Source organism: Streptomyces monticola, assembly GCF_042665355.1.
Taxonomy (GTDB): domain Bacteria; phylum Actinomycetota; class Actinomycetes; order Streptomycetales; family Streptomycetaceae; genus Streptomyces; species Streptomyces monticola.
The window spans coordinates 81,212-95,506 of sequence record NZ_JBHTCF010000017.1 but is presented as its reverse complement, the minus strand read 5'-3'; the positions used below and the strand labels follow the sequence as shown (position 1 = coordinate 95,506).

At 71.8% G+C, this 14,295-nt stretch carries 10 protein-coding genes; all 10 read left to right on the top strand.

Going from position 1 to position 14,295, the window contains the following annotated elements; all coding sequences use genetic code 11:
- Positions 1-217 precede the first annotated feature (217 nt).
- The 10 genes from ACFQVC_RS31485 to ACFQVC_RS31440 all read left to right on the top strand — a co-directional run bounded on the left by ACFQVC_RS31485 (position 218) and on the right by ACFQVC_RS31440 (position 14,197).
- Positions 218-2,356, top strand: coding sequence for an ATP-binding protein (locus ACFQVC_RS31485; RefSeq protein ID WP_381836998.1), 2,139 nt, complete (start codon positions 218-220; stop codon positions 2,354-2,356).
- Positions 2,357-2,606: 250 nt separating this feature from the next.
- Complete coding sequence (locus ACFQVC_RS31480; protein ID WP_381836996.1) at positions 2,607-4,271, top strand: PucR family transcriptional regulator; 1,665 nt, start codon at positions 2,607-2,609, stop codon at positions 4,269-4,271.
- 206 nt (positions 4,272-4,477) lie between these two features.
- On the top strand, positions 4,478-5,923 hold the full coding sequence (locus ACFQVC_RS31475) for an aldehyde dehydrogenase family protein (RefSeq protein ID WP_381836994.1): 1,446 nt from the start codon (positions 4,478-4,480) through the stop codon (positions 5,921-5,923).
- A gap of 133 nt (positions 5,924-6,056) precedes the next feature.
- Complete coding sequence (gene rpmF / locus ACFQVC_RS31470; RefSeq protein WP_381836992.1) at positions 6,057-6,227, top strand: 50S ribosomal protein L32; 171 nt, start codon at positions 6,057-6,059, stop codon at positions 6,225-6,227.
- Positions 6,228-6,499: 272 nt separating this feature from the next.
- A complete protein-coding gene (locus tag ACFQVC_RS31465; protein WP_381836990.1) occupies positions 6,500-8,440 on the top strand; it encodes an acyl-CoA dehydrogenase family protein in 1,941 nt (646 codons plus the stop codon).
- 202 nt (positions 8,441-8,642) lie between these two features.
- Positions 8,643-9,911: a 1-deoxy-D-xylulose-5-phosphate reductoisomerase gene (gene dxr, locus ACFQVC_RS31460; RefSeq protein WP_381836988.1), complete on the top strand. Its 1,269-nt coding sequence runs from the start codon at positions 8,643-8,645 to the stop codon at positions 9,909-9,911.
- Positions 9,908-11,209, top strand: a complete 1,302-nt coding sequence (locus ACFQVC_RS31455; protein ID WP_381836986.1) for a M50 family metallopeptidase — start codon at positions 9,908-9,910, stop codon at positions 11,207-11,209. Before dxr ends, ACFQVC_RS31455 begins: the two co-directional genes overlap by 4 nt.
- Before the next feature lie 186 nt (positions 11,210-11,395).
- Positions 11,396-12,550: a flavodoxin-dependent (E)-4-hydroxy-3-methylbut-2-enyl-diphosphate synthase gene (gene ispG / locus ACFQVC_RS31450; protein WP_381836984.1), complete on the top strand. Its 1,155-nt coding sequence runs from the start codon at positions 11,396-11,398 to the stop codon at positions 12,548-12,550.
- A 187-nt stretch (positions 12,551-12,737) separates the two neighbouring features.
- The gene (locus tag ACFQVC_RS31445; protein ID WP_381836982.1) at positions 12,738-13,589 is read left to right on the top strand and encodes a GNAT family N-acetyltransferase; all 852 of its coding nucleotides are present in this window, start codon (positions 12,738-12,740) and stop codon (positions 13,587-13,589) included.
- A 62-nt stretch (positions 13,590-13,651) separates the two neighbouring features.
- On the top strand, positions 13,652-14,197 hold the full coding sequence (locus ACFQVC_RS31440; protein WP_381836980.1) for a GNAT family N-acetyltransferase: 546 nt from the start codon (positions 13,652-13,654) through the stop codon (positions 14,195-14,197).
- Positions 14,198-14,295 lie beyond the last annotated feature (98 nt).

Below are 14,295 nucleotides of genomic sequence, written 5' to 3'. Positions count from 1 at the left end.
GTTCAGAGTGTTCTGCGGACGCGTTCTCTTTTCGCAGGCTAGGGGCGTCCGGGGGGTGTGGGCATGCTCCGTTGGGGAGTAGTGGGCGAACCGGGTTGTCCGCGACGGATATGGCGGGCCGCCCGGGTGAGGGGGCGCAGCTCGCTGAACTCCCCGCGCACTGCTACTAGATTGAGCCCGCACGGTACGACGGAGCGGCAGGTCAGGGGGCAAGGCCATGGACACCGACGGCACACAGGACGCTCGCGGCACGCGGGGCACTCCGGTGCCGAGGCCCGCCACCCCGCCCGCGGTGCCGGGTACCCCGCCGCCCGCCGTACCACCCGTGCCCGCGCACGCCCCGGGCGTGGCGGCCGCGCCCGGCTCCGGCGACTTCCTGGCCTGGCTGCGCGCCCCGCGCCCCCAGGCGCCGCCCGGCATCTGGCGCTTCGGCCACCGGCCGCGGCCCGAGCAGGAGCCGGACGAGGTGCCCGCCCGGCAGCTGTTCACCGGTGCGCTGATCGCGTTCCTGTGTGCGTGGCTGGTGTGGTCGCTGCTGTGGAACGGCTATCTGGGGGGCTGGTGGATGTGGCCGTACTACGCGCTCGCCCCCGAGTCCTGGCTGCGCGGTGACGACGAGGTGATCGGCTCACTCTCCTCGTACCTCTATTACGGCCTGGTCGCCTTCGGCTTGATGTCCGCCGCCGGGCGCGTGGGCCGCTGGTCCGACATCTGGCGCCGCTATCTCGCCCCCCGCTTCAAGCGCCCCGCGCCGCGCGAGGCGGAGCCAGCCCCGCAGGAGGACCCGGCGCGCTGGCCCCAGCTGCGGGCCGCGGGCGCCGCCGAGGCCGCCGACACCTTGGCCGCCGAGGCGGGCGCCGGGCGGATGCGGGACGTGGACCACGCCAGGATCGAGCGCGCCTGGCAGTCCGTGCGCTCGGGCCGCCACACCCTGGCCGACTTCACGCGCACCGTCGTCACCCAGGGCGCCGCCGCCTGCCCGCACCCCTCCGGCGCGCGCGACCTGCCCCACCGCGCCGCCCGGCACGACCTGGCCACCGCCCAGGTGCGCCTGGGCACCGCGGTCGACGACGAGCGCAATCCGTACCAGTACCGCGCCGCGGGCCTCGCCCTCAGCCCCGAACTGCTCGGCACCTCGCTGCTCGCCGTCGGCCCCGCGGGCTGCGGCAAGACCGCCGGTGTCACCCGGCCCGTCGCCGAGGCGCTCTGCCTGCAGGCACTGGCGGGGCGCGCCGCCGTCGTGGTGGTCGCGGCCGCGGGCGCGGGACTCGGGCCCGCCGACGACTACGACGTCGTCGTGCGCGTCGGCCACCCGGACTCGGTGTACGACCTGGACCTGTACGGCGGCACCACCGACCCCGACGAGGCCGCCGCCGTCCTGGCCGAGGCCCTCACCGGTGACCTGGCCGACCCGAACCCGGGCGGGGAGAGGCGCCGTTCGACCACCGTCCTGGCCCAGCTGCTCGGCCCGTACCGCATGGTGCACGGCCGCTTCCCCGGCGTGCCCGAGCTGCGTGAGCTCCTGGACGGGGCCGCCGTGCCGCTCGCCCGGCTGCGCAAGGCCCTGGACGAGGGCGGCCACGAGGCCGGCCTGCGGGAACTCGACGCCCGCGAGCGGCAGTCGGGCACCCCGGGCGACCCGGGTGTGGTCCTCGCCGACCGCATCGCGCTCCTCGACCGCCCCGCTTTCGCCGGCTTCTTCGACACCTCGGGCAACGGCCGGCCCTTCTCGCTCCGGGCCCTCGACCACCCGGTGCGGGTCCGGATCGATCTGCCCGAGCGCGGGCACCCCGATGCGTCGCGGATCCTGGCGCGGCTGGTCCTGGCCCAGTTCACGGCGAGCGCCGCGCACCGCGAGGACCGTTCCCTGTTCGCCTGTCTGGTCCTCGACGACGCCTCGCGCACCGTCACCCCCGAGGCCGTGCGCGGTATCCAGCGCCTTCGCTCGGCGAACGCGGGGGCCGTGCTCACCCTGCGCACCCTCGACGACGTCGCCGCTCCGCTGCGCAGCGCGCTGCTCGGCGCGACCGGCTGCCGGATGTCCCTTTCCGGGGTGACGCCCTGGGACGGGCAGCAGTTCGCGGAGGTCTGGGGCAAGGAGTGGACCGAGGCCCGGGACATCACCGACCGGCAGATCGTCGCGGACGAGCCGCTGACGAAGGTCTCGCACTTCGTGCGCAAGGCGATCACCGGCAAGGCGCCGACGGCCCAGTCCGTGACGGTCCGGCAGGTGGAGCGGGAGCGCTGGTCGGCCTCCGAGCTCGCGCACGCCGTGCCGCCCGGGCACGCGGTGCTCTCGCTGACGACGGTCCGCGGTGAGCACGCGCCGCCGCTCCTCGTCGATCTGCGGGGCTGAGCCCGAACCCGCGCCCCACACGCGCGCTCAGCCCCTGTACCCGCGGACCGGTGCAGCGCACAAGGTCACACAAGAGCCCACACGAAATCGCCACGGGGCTTCCATACGGTGAGGCAGAATCGATACAGGCCGTTCATACAGGGCGGCCAAAAGATCCCGTTCGTGCATGATCTGCGCCCATACGCGCATGATCCGCACACCCGATCCGAGCCCGATCTGCGCACCACCCGACCGGAAGCCCTGAAGGCCCATGCCGCCCACGCTCGCCTCGCTCGTCCAGCACTCCGCGCTCAAACTGACCGTGCGCGCCGGTGAAGACCGCCTGGACACCCCCGTGCGCTGGGCCCACGCCAGTGAGCTCACCGACCCCGTGCCCTATATGGAGGGCGGCGAGCTCCTCCTGATCACGGCGCTCAAGCTGGACGCCGAGGACCCCGACGCCATGGGCCGCTATGTGAAGCGCCTTGTCGGCGCGGGCGTCGTCGGCCTCGGCTTCGCGGTCGGCGTCAACTACGACGACATCCCCGAGGCCCTCGTTCAGGCGGCGCGCGAGGCGGACCTGCCGCTGCTCGAAGTGCCGCGCCGCACCCCCTTCCTGGCGATCAGCAAGGCGGTGTCCGCGTCGATCGCCGCCGAGCAGTACCGCTCGGTGACGGCCGGCTTCGCCGCCCAGCGCGAACTGACCAAGCAGGCGCTCGCCGGCGGCCCCGAAGGTCTGCTCACGGCGCTCGCCGCGCAGGTCGACGGTTGGGCCGCGCTGTACGACGCGTCCGGCGCCGTCGTCGCCACCGCACCGGAGTGGGCCGCGCGCCGGGCCGGCCGCCTCACCTCGGAGGTCGAGCGCCTCCGGGACCGGCCCGCACCCGCGAGCGCCGTCGTCGGCGGCGCCGAGGACCGCGTGGAGCTGCACTCCATCGGCACCGGCCGCCGCCCCCGCACCGCCCTCGCCGTCGGCACCGCCGCCGCGCTCGGCACCGCGGAGCGCTACGCCGTGCACTCGGCCATCGCCCTGCTCACCCTCACCACCGAGCGCTCCCGCTCCCTGCACGCCGCCGAACAGCGCCTCGGCGCCGCGGTCCTGCGGATGCTGCTCGCCGGTGAACCGGACCACGCGCGCGCCGTGGCGGGCGACCTGTACGGCGGGCTCCTCGACGCCCCCTTCCGGCTGCTGCTCGCCGAGACGGCCTCCGCCTCGGCGCGGGCCCATGCCAGCGGCGCCGTACCGGTCGCGGCGGACGCGAAGCCGGGCGATCCGCTCGCCGACCTCGCCGATGTCGTGGAGTCCGCGGCCGCGCGCTCCGGCGAGACGGTGCTCGTCGTGCCGGACGGCGGCGACCGGCTCGTGCTGCTCTTCGTCGACGGCGGCAACGCGGCGGCGGCCTGCGTCCGGTACGCGGAGTCCCTGGAGACGGCCCGCACCGGCGGCCGTGACCAACAGCCCGCGGAGTCGGACGATTTGGTGCTCGGCCTGTCGGCGCCCGCCGGACCCATCGCCGCCGCCACCGCGTACAAACAGGCCGAGCAGGCGCTCTCGGTGGCCCGGCGCCGGGGCCGCGCCCTGGTCGAGCACGAGGAGCTGGCGGCCGGGTCCGTGCTGCCGCTGCTCGCCGACGACGCGGTCCGCGCCTTCGCCGACGGTCTCCTGCGCGCCCTGCACGAACACGACGCGACCGGCCGCGGCGACCTGGTGGCCTCGCTGCGCGCCTGGCTCTCCCGGCACGGCCAGTGGGACGCGGCGGCGGCCGACCTGGGCGTCCACCGCCACACACTGCGGTACCGGATGCGCCGGGTGGAGGAGATCCTGGGCCGCTCCCTGGACGACCCGGACGCCCGGATGGAGCTGTGGCTCGCGCTCAAGACGACCGCGACCGCGGGCCCGGCCACCGGCCCGTCCGGGGCGACTTCGTCGTCGTAGCCCGGGGGGACCGGGGGGACCGGGGGGACCGGGGGGACCGGGGGAAGGGGGACAAGGGGGAGGGCAGGGCGAACCTCTGCCATTCCGTAGTCCCCGCGACTCCAACTGCTACGCGCCGGACAAAAGGCGGGGGGATGCCGCGCCCCTACGGTGGGGGAAGACCTCTGGAAATCCCCAGAAGCACCCACCGCGGAAGGGCCGGGCCCATGACTGAAACCACCGCCTTCTGGCTCGCCGGCCGCCAGGCCACCGGCGAGACCACCCTCGACGTCACCTCGCCCTGGGACGGCCGGACCGTCGGCCGGGCGAGCGTTCCCACCGACGCCCAGGTCGAGGAGGCCGTGGCCGCGGCGTACGCCGTGCGCGACGAGTTCGCCGCGACCCCCGCCCATGTACGCGCCGCCGCACTCGACCATGTCTCGCGGCGCCTGGTCGAGCGCACCGAGGAGATCGCCCGGCTGATCTCCGCCGAGAACGGCAAGCCCATGAAGTGGGCCCGCGGCGAGGTCGGCCGCGCCGTCTCCGTCTTCCGCTTCGCCGCCGAGGAGGCCCGCCGCTTCAACGGCGGCGAGGCCCAGCGCCTGGACACCGACGCGGGCGGCGTCGGCCGTCTCGCCCTGACCCGCCGCTTCCCGCGCGGCGTCGTCCTGGGTATCGCGCCGTTCAACTTCCCGCTGAACCTGTGCGCCCACAAGATCGCCCCCGCCATCGCGGTCGGCACCCCGATCATCCTGAAGCCGGCCCCGGCCACCCCGCTCTCCGGCCTCCTCATCGGCGAACTGCTCGCCGAGACGGAACTGCCCGCGGGCTCCTGGTCGGTGCTGCCGGTCGGCAACGACAAGATGCCCGCCCTGGTCCAGGACGAGCGGCTGCCGGTGATCTCCTTCACGGGTTCGGACAAGGTCGGTTACGCGATCATGGACTCCGTCCCGCGCAAGCACCTCACGCTCGAACTGGGCGGCAACGGCGCTGCCGTCGTCCTCGACGACTTCTCCTCCGACGCCGACCTCGACTGGGCCGCCACCCGTATCGCGACCTTCTCGAACTACCAGGGCGGCCAGTCCTGTATCTCCGTGCAGCGCGTGATCGCGGACGCGTCGGTCTACGACCGGCTGCTGCCGCGGATCGTCAAGGCGGTCGAGGCCCAGACCACCGGCGACCCCTCCGACGACGCCACCGACGTCGGCCCGCTGGTCAGTGAGGACGCCGCCAAGCGCGTGGAGTCCTGGGTCGACGAGGCCGTCAGGGCGGGCGCGCAGCTCCTGGCCGGCGGCAAGCGCGACGGCGCCGCCTACGCGCCGACCGTCCTCGCCGACGTACCCGCCGATGTCACCCTCTCCTGCGAGGAGGTCTTCGGGCCGGTCCTCACGGTCACCAAGGTCGACGGCGAGAAGGCCGCGTTCGAGGCCGTCAACGACTCCAAGTACGGCCTGCAGGCAGGGGTGTTCACGCATGACGTGCAGCGCGCCTTCCGCGCCCACCGGGCCCTGGAGGTCGGCGGCGTGATCGTCGGCGACGTGCCCTCGTACCGCGCCGACCAGATGCCGTACGGCGGCGCCAAGCAGTCCGGCGTGGGCCGCGAGGGTGTCGCCTTCGCCATGGCGGACTACACGTACGAGCGCGTCATGGTCTTCACCGGCCTGGAGCTGTAGCGCGTACGTCCGCGAGAAGGCGGCCGGAACCCGTGCGGGGGTTCCGGCCGCCTTCGCGTTCCCCGGCGCATCCCCGGGTCCGACCGCCACCCGCCATGGCAAGTGACAATCATTTTCATGTAGGGTGCGGGACATGGCAGTTCCCAAGCGCAAGATGTCCCGCTCCAACACCCGCCACCGCCGCGCCCAGTGGAAGGCGGCCACGCCGAACCTGGTGCCGGTCTTCATCGACGGCCGCGAGCACTCCGTGCCGCAGCACCTGGTCCGCGCCTATCGGCGCGGGCTGCTCAAGCCGCACGACTGACGCCCGCACGCGAAGGGGCCCAGCCTCTTCGGCGTCAACTTCCGTACGCCGCTCTACGACTTGTGGGTGAGCGTGTTCCGGCCGAACATCCCCGGGGGCCGTGGCGCGGACAGCGGCGCTGCCGTTTCCGCCGTAGAGGGCGTCGTGCGGCAAACGCGACGCACCCTCTGGTGGGGATCTTCGGAATCGGGTACATACGTCCGAGTAGCACCGGTCGGTAACCGAAAGCCGCCCGGTTAGGACGCCCCTACTCGCGGCGAGGTGAGCCCCTCATGACCGCAGCATCCCCCCAGGAGCCCAAGGTCTCCGAGCGCGAAGCCCGTCAGGTGGCCGAGGCGGCGCGCGAGCAGGACTGGCGCAAACCGAGTTTCGCCAAGGAGCTGTTCCTCGGGCGCTTCCGGCTCGACCTGATCCACCCGCACCCGTTGCCCCCCGACGAGGACGCCAAGCGCGGCGAGGAGTTCCTCGCCAAGCTCCGCGACTTCTGCGAGACGAAGATCGACAGCGCCCGGATCGAGCGCGAGGCGAAGATCCCCGATGAGGTCATCAACGGCCTCAAGGAGCTCGGCGCCCTCGGCATGAAGATCGACACGAAGTACGGCGGCCTCGGCCTCACGCAGGTCTACTACAACAAGGCCCTCGCCCTGGTCGGCTCCGCCAACCCCTCGATCGGCGCGCTGCTCTCGGCGCACCAGTCCATCGGCGTACCGCAGCCGCTGAAGATCTTCGGCACCCAGGAGCAGAAGGACACGTTCCTGCCGCGCCTCGCCCGTACCGACATCTCCGCCTTCCTGCTCACCGAACCCGACGTCGGCTCGGACCCGGCGCGCCTGGCGACCACCGCGGTGCCCGACGGCGACGACTACGTCCTGGACGGCGTGAAGCTGTGGACCACCAACGGCGTGGTCGCGGACCTGCTCGTCGTCATGGCCCGGGTGCCCAAGTCCGAGGGACACAAGGGCGGTATCACCGCCTTCGTCGTCGAGGCGGCCGCCGAAGGCATCACCGTCGAGAACCGCAACGCCTTCATGGGCCTGCGCGGTCTGGAGAACGGCGTCACCCGCTTCCACCAGGTGCGGGTGCCCGCGGCCAACCGCATCGGTGCCGAGGGAGCCGGCCTGAAGATCGCCCTGACCACCCTCAACACCGGCCGCCTCTCGTTGCCCGCGATGTGCACTGGTGCCGGCAAGTGGTGTCTGAAGATCGCCCGCGAGTGGTCGGCGGCACGCGAGCAGTGGGGCAAGCCGGTCGCCAAGCACGAGGCGGTGGGCGGCAAGATCTCCTTCATCGCGGCCACGACCTTCGCCCTCGAAGCCGTACTCGACCTCTCCTCGCAGATGGCCGACGAGGACCGCAACGACATCCGGATCGAGGCCGCCCTCGCCAAGCTCTACGGCTCCGAGATGGCCTGGCTGATGGCCGACGAGCTGGTGCAGATCCGCGGCGGCCGCGGCTTCGAGACCGCGGAGTCCCTCGCCGCCCGCGGCGAACGGGCCGTACCCGCCGAGCAGGTCCTGCGCGATCTGCGGATCAACCGGATCTTCGAGGGCTCGACGGAGATCATGCATCTGCTGATCGCCCGTGAGGCCGTCGACGCCCACCTCAAGGTCGCGGGCGATCTGATCGACCCCGGCAAGTCACTCGGCGACAAGGCGAAGGCGGGCGCACGGGCCGGCGGCTTCTACGCCCGCTGGCTGCCCAAGCTGGTCACGGGCGCCGGTCAACTCCCGCGCACCTACGCCGAGTTCCACCCGGCGGGCCACCCGGACCTGTCCCCGCATCTGCGCTACGTCGAGCGCTCCGCCCGCAAGCTCGCGCGCTCCACCTTCTACGCCATGTCGCGCTGGCAGGGCCGGATGGAGACCAAGCAGGGCTTCCTCGGCCGGATCGTGGACATCGGCGCGGAGCTGTTCGCGATGAGCGCGGTCTGTGTCCGGGCCGAGCTGCTGCGCACGACCGAGGAGTACGGCCGCGAGGCCTACCAGCTGGCCGATGTGTTCTGCCGCCAGGCCCGGATCCGGGTCGACGAGCTCTTCCACCGCCTGTGGAGCAACACCGACGACCTGGACCGCAAGGTCGTCAGCGGCGTCCTGTCCGGTACGTACACCTGGCTCGAGCAGGGTGTCGTCGACCCCAGCGGCGAGGGTCCCTGGATCGCGGACGCGACCCCCGGCCCGGCGAAGACGGAGAACCTGCACCGGCCCATCAGCTGACCGCGGACCGGCCCTTCAGCTGACCGCGGACCGGCCCTTCAGCTGACCGCGGACCGGCCCTTCAGCTGACCGGCGCACCGGCCCTTCAGCTGACCGCGCCGGCCCATCCGCCGACCGTTGTGTCCCGTTGGACGGGCTCATTCCGGGCCCGTCACCGGGGCGCACTGTCAAAACTCACAGGGGATGCGGCAACAATGGGGGGATGAGCGACAGTCCAACCCCTCTGGCCGATCCGCATCTCGTGTTCGACCCCGTCGGCCCGCTGAGGGCCGCGGGCCCCCGGGACATCGTCGTCCTGGGCTCGACGGGATCCATCGGCACCCAGGCCGTCGACCTGGTCCTGCGCAACCCCGACCGGTTCCGGGTGACCGGTCTCTCCGCCGCCGGCGGCCGGGTGGGACTGCTCGCCGAGCAGGCCAGACAGCTGCGGGCGCGCACGGTCGCGGTCGCCCGCGAGGACGCGGTGCCCGCGCTGCGCGAGGCGCTTGCCGCCCAGTACACGGACGGCGAGCCGCTCCCGGAGATCCTCGCGGGACCCGACGCAGCGACCCAGCTGGCCGCATCGGACTGCCACACCGTCCTCAACGGCATCACGGGCTCGATCGGTCTGGCCCCGACCCTCGCCGCCCTCGAAGCGGGCCGCACGCTGGCCCTCGCCAACAAGGAGTCGCTGATCGTCGGCGGCCCCCTGGTGAAGGCCCTGGCCAAGCCGGGCGAGATCATCCCGGTCGACTCCGAGCACGCCGCGCTGTTCCAGGCCCTCGCCGCCGGCACCCGCGCCGATGTCCGCAAGCTCGTCGTCACCGCGTCCGGCGGCCCTTTCCGCGGCCGCACGAAGGCGGAACTCGCGGACGTCACCCCCGAGGACGCGCTCGCCCACCCCACCTGGGCGATGGGCCCGGTGATCACCGTGAACAGCGCGACCCTGGTGAACAAGGGCCTGGAGGTGATCGAGGCCCATCTGCTGTACGACATCCCCTTCGACCGCATCGAGGTCGTCGTACACCCGCAGTCCTATGTGCACTCCATGGTCGAGTTCAGCGACGGCTCCACGCTCGCGCAGGCCACTCCGCCGGATATGCGCGGTCCGATCGCCATCGGTATCGGCTGGCCCGAGCGGGTGCCGGACGCGGCCCCCGCGTTCGACTGGTCCAAGGCGTCGAGCTGGGAGTTCTTCCCCCTGGACAACGACGCGTTCCCGTCGGTCGGGCTCGCCCGGCACGTCGGGGAGCTCGCGGGTACCGCCCCGGCGGTGTTCAATGCCGCCAACGAGGAGTGCGTGGACGCGTTCCTGAACGGCGCCCTGCCGTTCAACGGGATCATGGAGACCGTCACCAAGGTCGTCGCCGAGCACGGCACACCCGCGGCGGGAACCTCGCTCACCGTGGCGGATGTCCTCGAAGCGGAGACCTGGGCCCGCGCCCGGGCCCGTGAACTGTCGGCGAAGGCGACCGCGGAGGCCCGTGCATGACGACCCTGATGATGATCCTCGGCATAGTCGTCTTCGTGATCGGGCTGCTGTTCTCGATCGCCTGGCACGAGCTGGGGCATCTCTCGACGGCCAAGCTCTTCGGCATTCGTGTGCCGCAGTACATGGTCGGCTTCGGCCCGACGATCTTCTCGCGCAAGAAGGGCGAGACCGAGTACGGCATCAAGGCCATCCCGCTCGGCGGCTACATCCGCATGATCGGCATGTTCCCGCCGGGCCCGGACGGCAAGCTGGAGGCCCGCTCCACCTCGCCCTGGCGCGGCATGATCGAGGATGCCCGCTCGGCCGCCTTCGAGGAGCTCAAGCCGGGCGACGAGACCCGCCTCTTCTACACGCGCAAGCCGTGGAAGCGCGTCATCGTGATGTTCGCCGGGCCGTTCATGAATCTGATCCTGGCCGTCGCGATCTTCCTCGGCGTCCTGATGACCTTCGGCTGGAACGAGCAGACCACCACGGTCAGCAAGGTCTCCGACTGCGTCATCGCCCAGACCGCGAACCGCACCACCTGTGAGAAGGGCGACAAGCCCGCACCCGCCAAGGCCGCGGGACTGCAGGCGGGCGACAAGATCGTCGCGTTCGACGGCACCGCCGTGAACGACTGGGGCACCCTGCAGACCAAGATCCGCGAGACCATCGGCCCCGCCACCATCACGGTCGAGCGCGACGGCGTCCGCAAGGACCTCAAGGCCGACCTGATCAAGAACCAGGTCACCAAGACCGACGACGACGGCGCCTACGTCGAGGGCAGTTACGTCTACGCCGGCTTCCTCGGCTTCACCCCCGCGTCCGGCATCGTCCAGCAGTCCTTCGGCGACTCCGTGCACCGCATGGGCGACATGATGCAGAACGGCGTGAAGTCCCTGATCGCCCTGCCCTCCAAGGTCCCCGATCTGTGGAACGCGGCCTTCGGCGACGGCGAGCGCAAGCAGGACTCCCCGATGGGCGTGGTCGGCGCGGCCCGGGTCGGCGGCGAGGTGTTCACCCTGGACATCCCGCCGGAGAACCAGATCGCGATGATGCTGTTCCTCGTCGCGGGCTTCAACCTGTCCCTGTTCCTGTTCAACATGCTGCCGCTGCTGCCCCTGGACGGCGGCCACATCGCGGGCGCCCTGTGGGAGTCCGTACGGCGCGGATTCGCGCGGCTCCTGAAGCGGCCCGACCCCGGCCCGTTCGACGTCGCGAAGCTGATGCCCGTCGCCTACGTGGTCGCCGGGATCTTCGTCTGCTTCACCATCCTGGTGCTGATCGCCGACGTTGTTAACCCGGTCAGAATCTCCTGATCGCACGGGGTTTACGGTGGCCAGGCACGCTGCGTGCCTGGCCACCACCATTGGGTGGACTTCACGGTGCGGTGTGCTCGGGCCTGTGGGCGTGCCGTAATCTCGACAGCTGGAGCCCGCCGATCTCCGGGGCAATGACCGCTCCGCTTCGATCCACCAGATCCACACCTTGGGGTTGCACAGCAGATGACTGCTATTTCTCTGGGAATGCCGTCCGTACCGACCAAGCTCGCCGAGCGCCGTAAGTCGCGGCAGATCCAGGTCGGAACGGTTGCGGTCGGTGGCGACGCCCCGGTCTCGGTGCAGTCGATGACCACCACGCGCACCTCCGACATCGGCGCGACGCTGCAGCAGATCGCCGAGCTCACCGCGTCCGGCTGCCAGATCGTCCGCGTCGCCTGCCCGACCCAGGACGACGCCGACGCGCTGTCGACCATCGCCCGCAAGTCGCAGATCCCGGTCATCGCCGACATCCACTTCCAGCCGAAGTACGTGTTCGCCGCCATCGACGCCGGCTGTGCGGCGGTCCGGGTGAACCCGGGCAACATCAAGCAGTTCGACGACAAGGTCAAGGAGATCGCCAAGGCGGCCTCCGAGACCCGCACCCCGATCCGGATCGGCGTCAACGCCGGCTCCCTGGACGCCCGCCTCCTGAAGAAGTACGGCAAGGCCACCCCCGAGGCGCTCGTCGAGTCCGCCCTGTGGGAGGCCTCCCTCTTCGAGGAGCACGGCTTCCGCGACATCAAGATCTCGGTCAAGCACAACGACCCGGTCGTGATGGTCAACGCCTACCGCCAGCTCGCCGCCCAGTGCGACTACCCGCTGCACCTCGGCGTCACCGAGGCCGGCCCCGCCTTCCAGGGCACCATCAAGTCCTCGGTCGCCTTCGGCGCGCTGCTCGCCGAGGGCATCGGCGACACCATCCGGGTCTCGCTGTCCGCGCCGCCCGCCGAAGAGGTCAAGGTCGGCATCTCCATCCTGGAGTCGCTCAACCTCCGCCAGCGCCGCCTGGAGATCGTCTCCTGCCCCTCCTGCGGCCGCGCCCAGGTCGATGTCTACAAGCTCGCCGACGAAGTCACCGCGGGCCTCGAAGGCATGGAGGTGCCGCTGCGCGTCGCCGTCATGGGCTGCGTCGTCAACGGCCCGGGCGAGGCCCGCGAGGCCGACCTCGGCGTCGCCTCCGGCAACGGCAAGGGCCAGATCTTCGTGAAGGGCGAGGTCATCAAGACCGTCCCCGAGTCGAAGATCGTCGAGACCCTGATCGACGAGGCCATGAAGATCGCCGAGCAGATGGAGAAGGACGGCGTGCTGTCCGGCGAGCCCGAGGTCTCCGTCGGCTGAGCCTGGCGCCCGCGGGCCGCTCCCGGCCGCGTAGCAGCCGCTTCGAGCCCCGCCCGCCCGTCTCCCGACCACCGTCCCTCACCGAAGCGCTGCGCGCTGCCCCGTCCTATTGGCTCGCGAGGACGGGGCTCGGCCATGCCAGGTACAGTTCGGAGATCGGCAGACAGACGGTGAGGCCCCTGCGAACGTGTTGACCCAGACCACCACCCGGGTCCTCGAACCCACTGACCTGAGCGCCGCCCTGGAAGTCCTCGGGCGCGAGCCGGTCAACAACGCCTTCGTCACCTCCCGCGTCCATGTCGCGGGCCTCGACCCGTGGCGGCTCGGCGGCGAGATGTGGGGCTGGTACGCCGACGGCCGACTGCGCTCCCTGTGCTACGCGGGCGCCAACCTCGTCCCGATCTGCGCGGGCCCCGACGCCGTACGCGCCTTCGCCGAACGCGCCCGCCGCGCCGGCCGCCGCTGCTCCTCGATCGTGGGCCCGGCCGAGCCCGCCGCCCTGCTGTGGCAGCTGCTCGAACCCCACTGGGGCCCCGCCCGTGAGATCCGCTCCCACCAGCCCCTCATGGTCACCGACCGGCTGCCCGACGACGTCACCCCCGACCCGCTCGTCCGCCGTATCCGCAAGGACGAGATGGAGGTGATCATGCCGGCCTGTGTCGCCATGTTCACCGAGGAGGTCGGCGTCTCGCCGCTCGCGGGCGACGGCGGGCTCCTCTACCAGGCCAGGGTCGCCGAACTCGTCGGCTCCGGGCGCTCGTTCGCCCGCCTCGACCCCGCCACCGGCAAGGTCGTCTTCAAGGCGGAGATCGGCGCGGCCACCCCCGAGGCCTGCCAGATCCAAGGCGTCTGGGTCGCCCCCGAATACCGCGGCCAGGGCCTCTCGGTGAGCGGCATGGCGGCCGTCGTGCGCTACGCACTGGCCGATGTGGCGCCAGTGGTGAGCCTGTACGTGAACGACTACAACACCGCCGCCAGATCGGCGTACCGCCATGTCGGATTCACCGAGGTCGGCGCCTTCATGAGCGTCCTGTTCTGAACGCTTCGCACTGTTCCGGCACGAGGGTGGGGACCCCCGCCGCGGCGAAGTAGGGTTCGCGCATGACTGACGACGACGTCGTGATCGGCCCGCTCGACCTCGCCTCCCGGGTGGACGAGGCGCTGGCGGTGCAGGCCCTGGCCTTCGGGCTCAGCGACGACGAGATCGGTGTACGCCGCCAGATCGTGCTGCGGCACATCACCTATCCCGGCGCCCGGGCGCTCGGCGCCACCACCGCCGAGGGCCGTCTCGTCGGATTCGTCTACGGCATGCCCAACGACCGGGCCCACTGGTGGTCCACCGTCGTCGAGCCGTATCTGCGCAGTCACGGCCATGACTCCTGGCTCGACGACTCCTTCGTCATCACCGAACTGCATGTCCACCCGCGCCATCAGAACCGCGGCGTCGGCCGCACCCTGATCACCACGATCACCGACGCCGCCGCCGAGCCGCGCTCGATCCTCTCCGCGATCGACATCGAGAGCCCCGCCCGCGGCCTGTACCGCTCCCTCGGCTACCAGGACCTGGCCAGGCATGTCCTGTTCCCCAGCGCCCCCAAGCCGTACGCCGTGATGGGCGCCCCGCTGCCGCTGCACCGCCGCCGCTGACCCGCCGTGCGGGCCCCGGCCCGCGATACGGATTTCCGAACCCGCACGGCCCCCGGCTAACCTCCAGGGAATTCGTAGGTTTCTTAAGCGGTCTCAGC

What these genes read in the sequence shown, in the direction of transcription:
- ispG (WP_381836984.1), top strand. Translation starts at nt 11,396, where the DNA reads ATGACTGCTATTTCTCTGGGAATGCCGTCCGTACCGACCAAGCTCGCC.
- ACFQVC_RS31440 (WP_381836980.1), top strand. Translation starts at nt 13,652, where the DNA reads ATGACTGACGACGACGTCGTGATCGGCCCGCTCGACCTCGCCTCCCGG.
- ACFQVC_RS31455 (WP_381836986.1), top strand. Translation starts at nt 9,908, where the DNA reads ATGACGACCCTGATGATGATCCTCGGCATAGTCGTCTTCGTGATCGGG.
- rpmF (WP_381836992.1), top strand. Translation starts at nt 6,057, where the DNA reads ATGGCAGTTCCCAAGCGCAAGATGTCCCGCTCCAACACCCGCCACCGC.
- dxr (WP_381836988.1), top strand. Translation starts at nt 8,643, where the DNA reads ATGAGCGACAGTCCAACCCCTCTGGCCGATCCGCATCTCGTGTTCGAC.
- ACFQVC_RS31465 (WP_381836990.1), top strand. Translation starts at nt 6,500, where the DNA reads ATGACCGCAGCATCCCCCCAGGAGCCCAAGGTCTCCGAGCGCGAAGCC.
- ACFQVC_RS31475 (WP_381836994.1), top strand. Translation starts at nt 4,478, where the DNA reads ATGACTGAAACCACCGCCTTCTGGCTCGCCGGCCGCCAGGCCACCGGC.
- ACFQVC_RS31480 (WP_381836996.1), top strand. Translation starts at nt 2,607, where the DNA reads ATGCCGCCCACGCTCGCCTCGCTCGTCCAGCACTCCGCGCTCAAACTG.
- ACFQVC_RS31485 (WP_381836998.1), top strand. Translation starts at nt 218, where the DNA reads ATGGACACCGACGGCACACAGGACGCTCGCGGCACGCGGGGCACTCCG.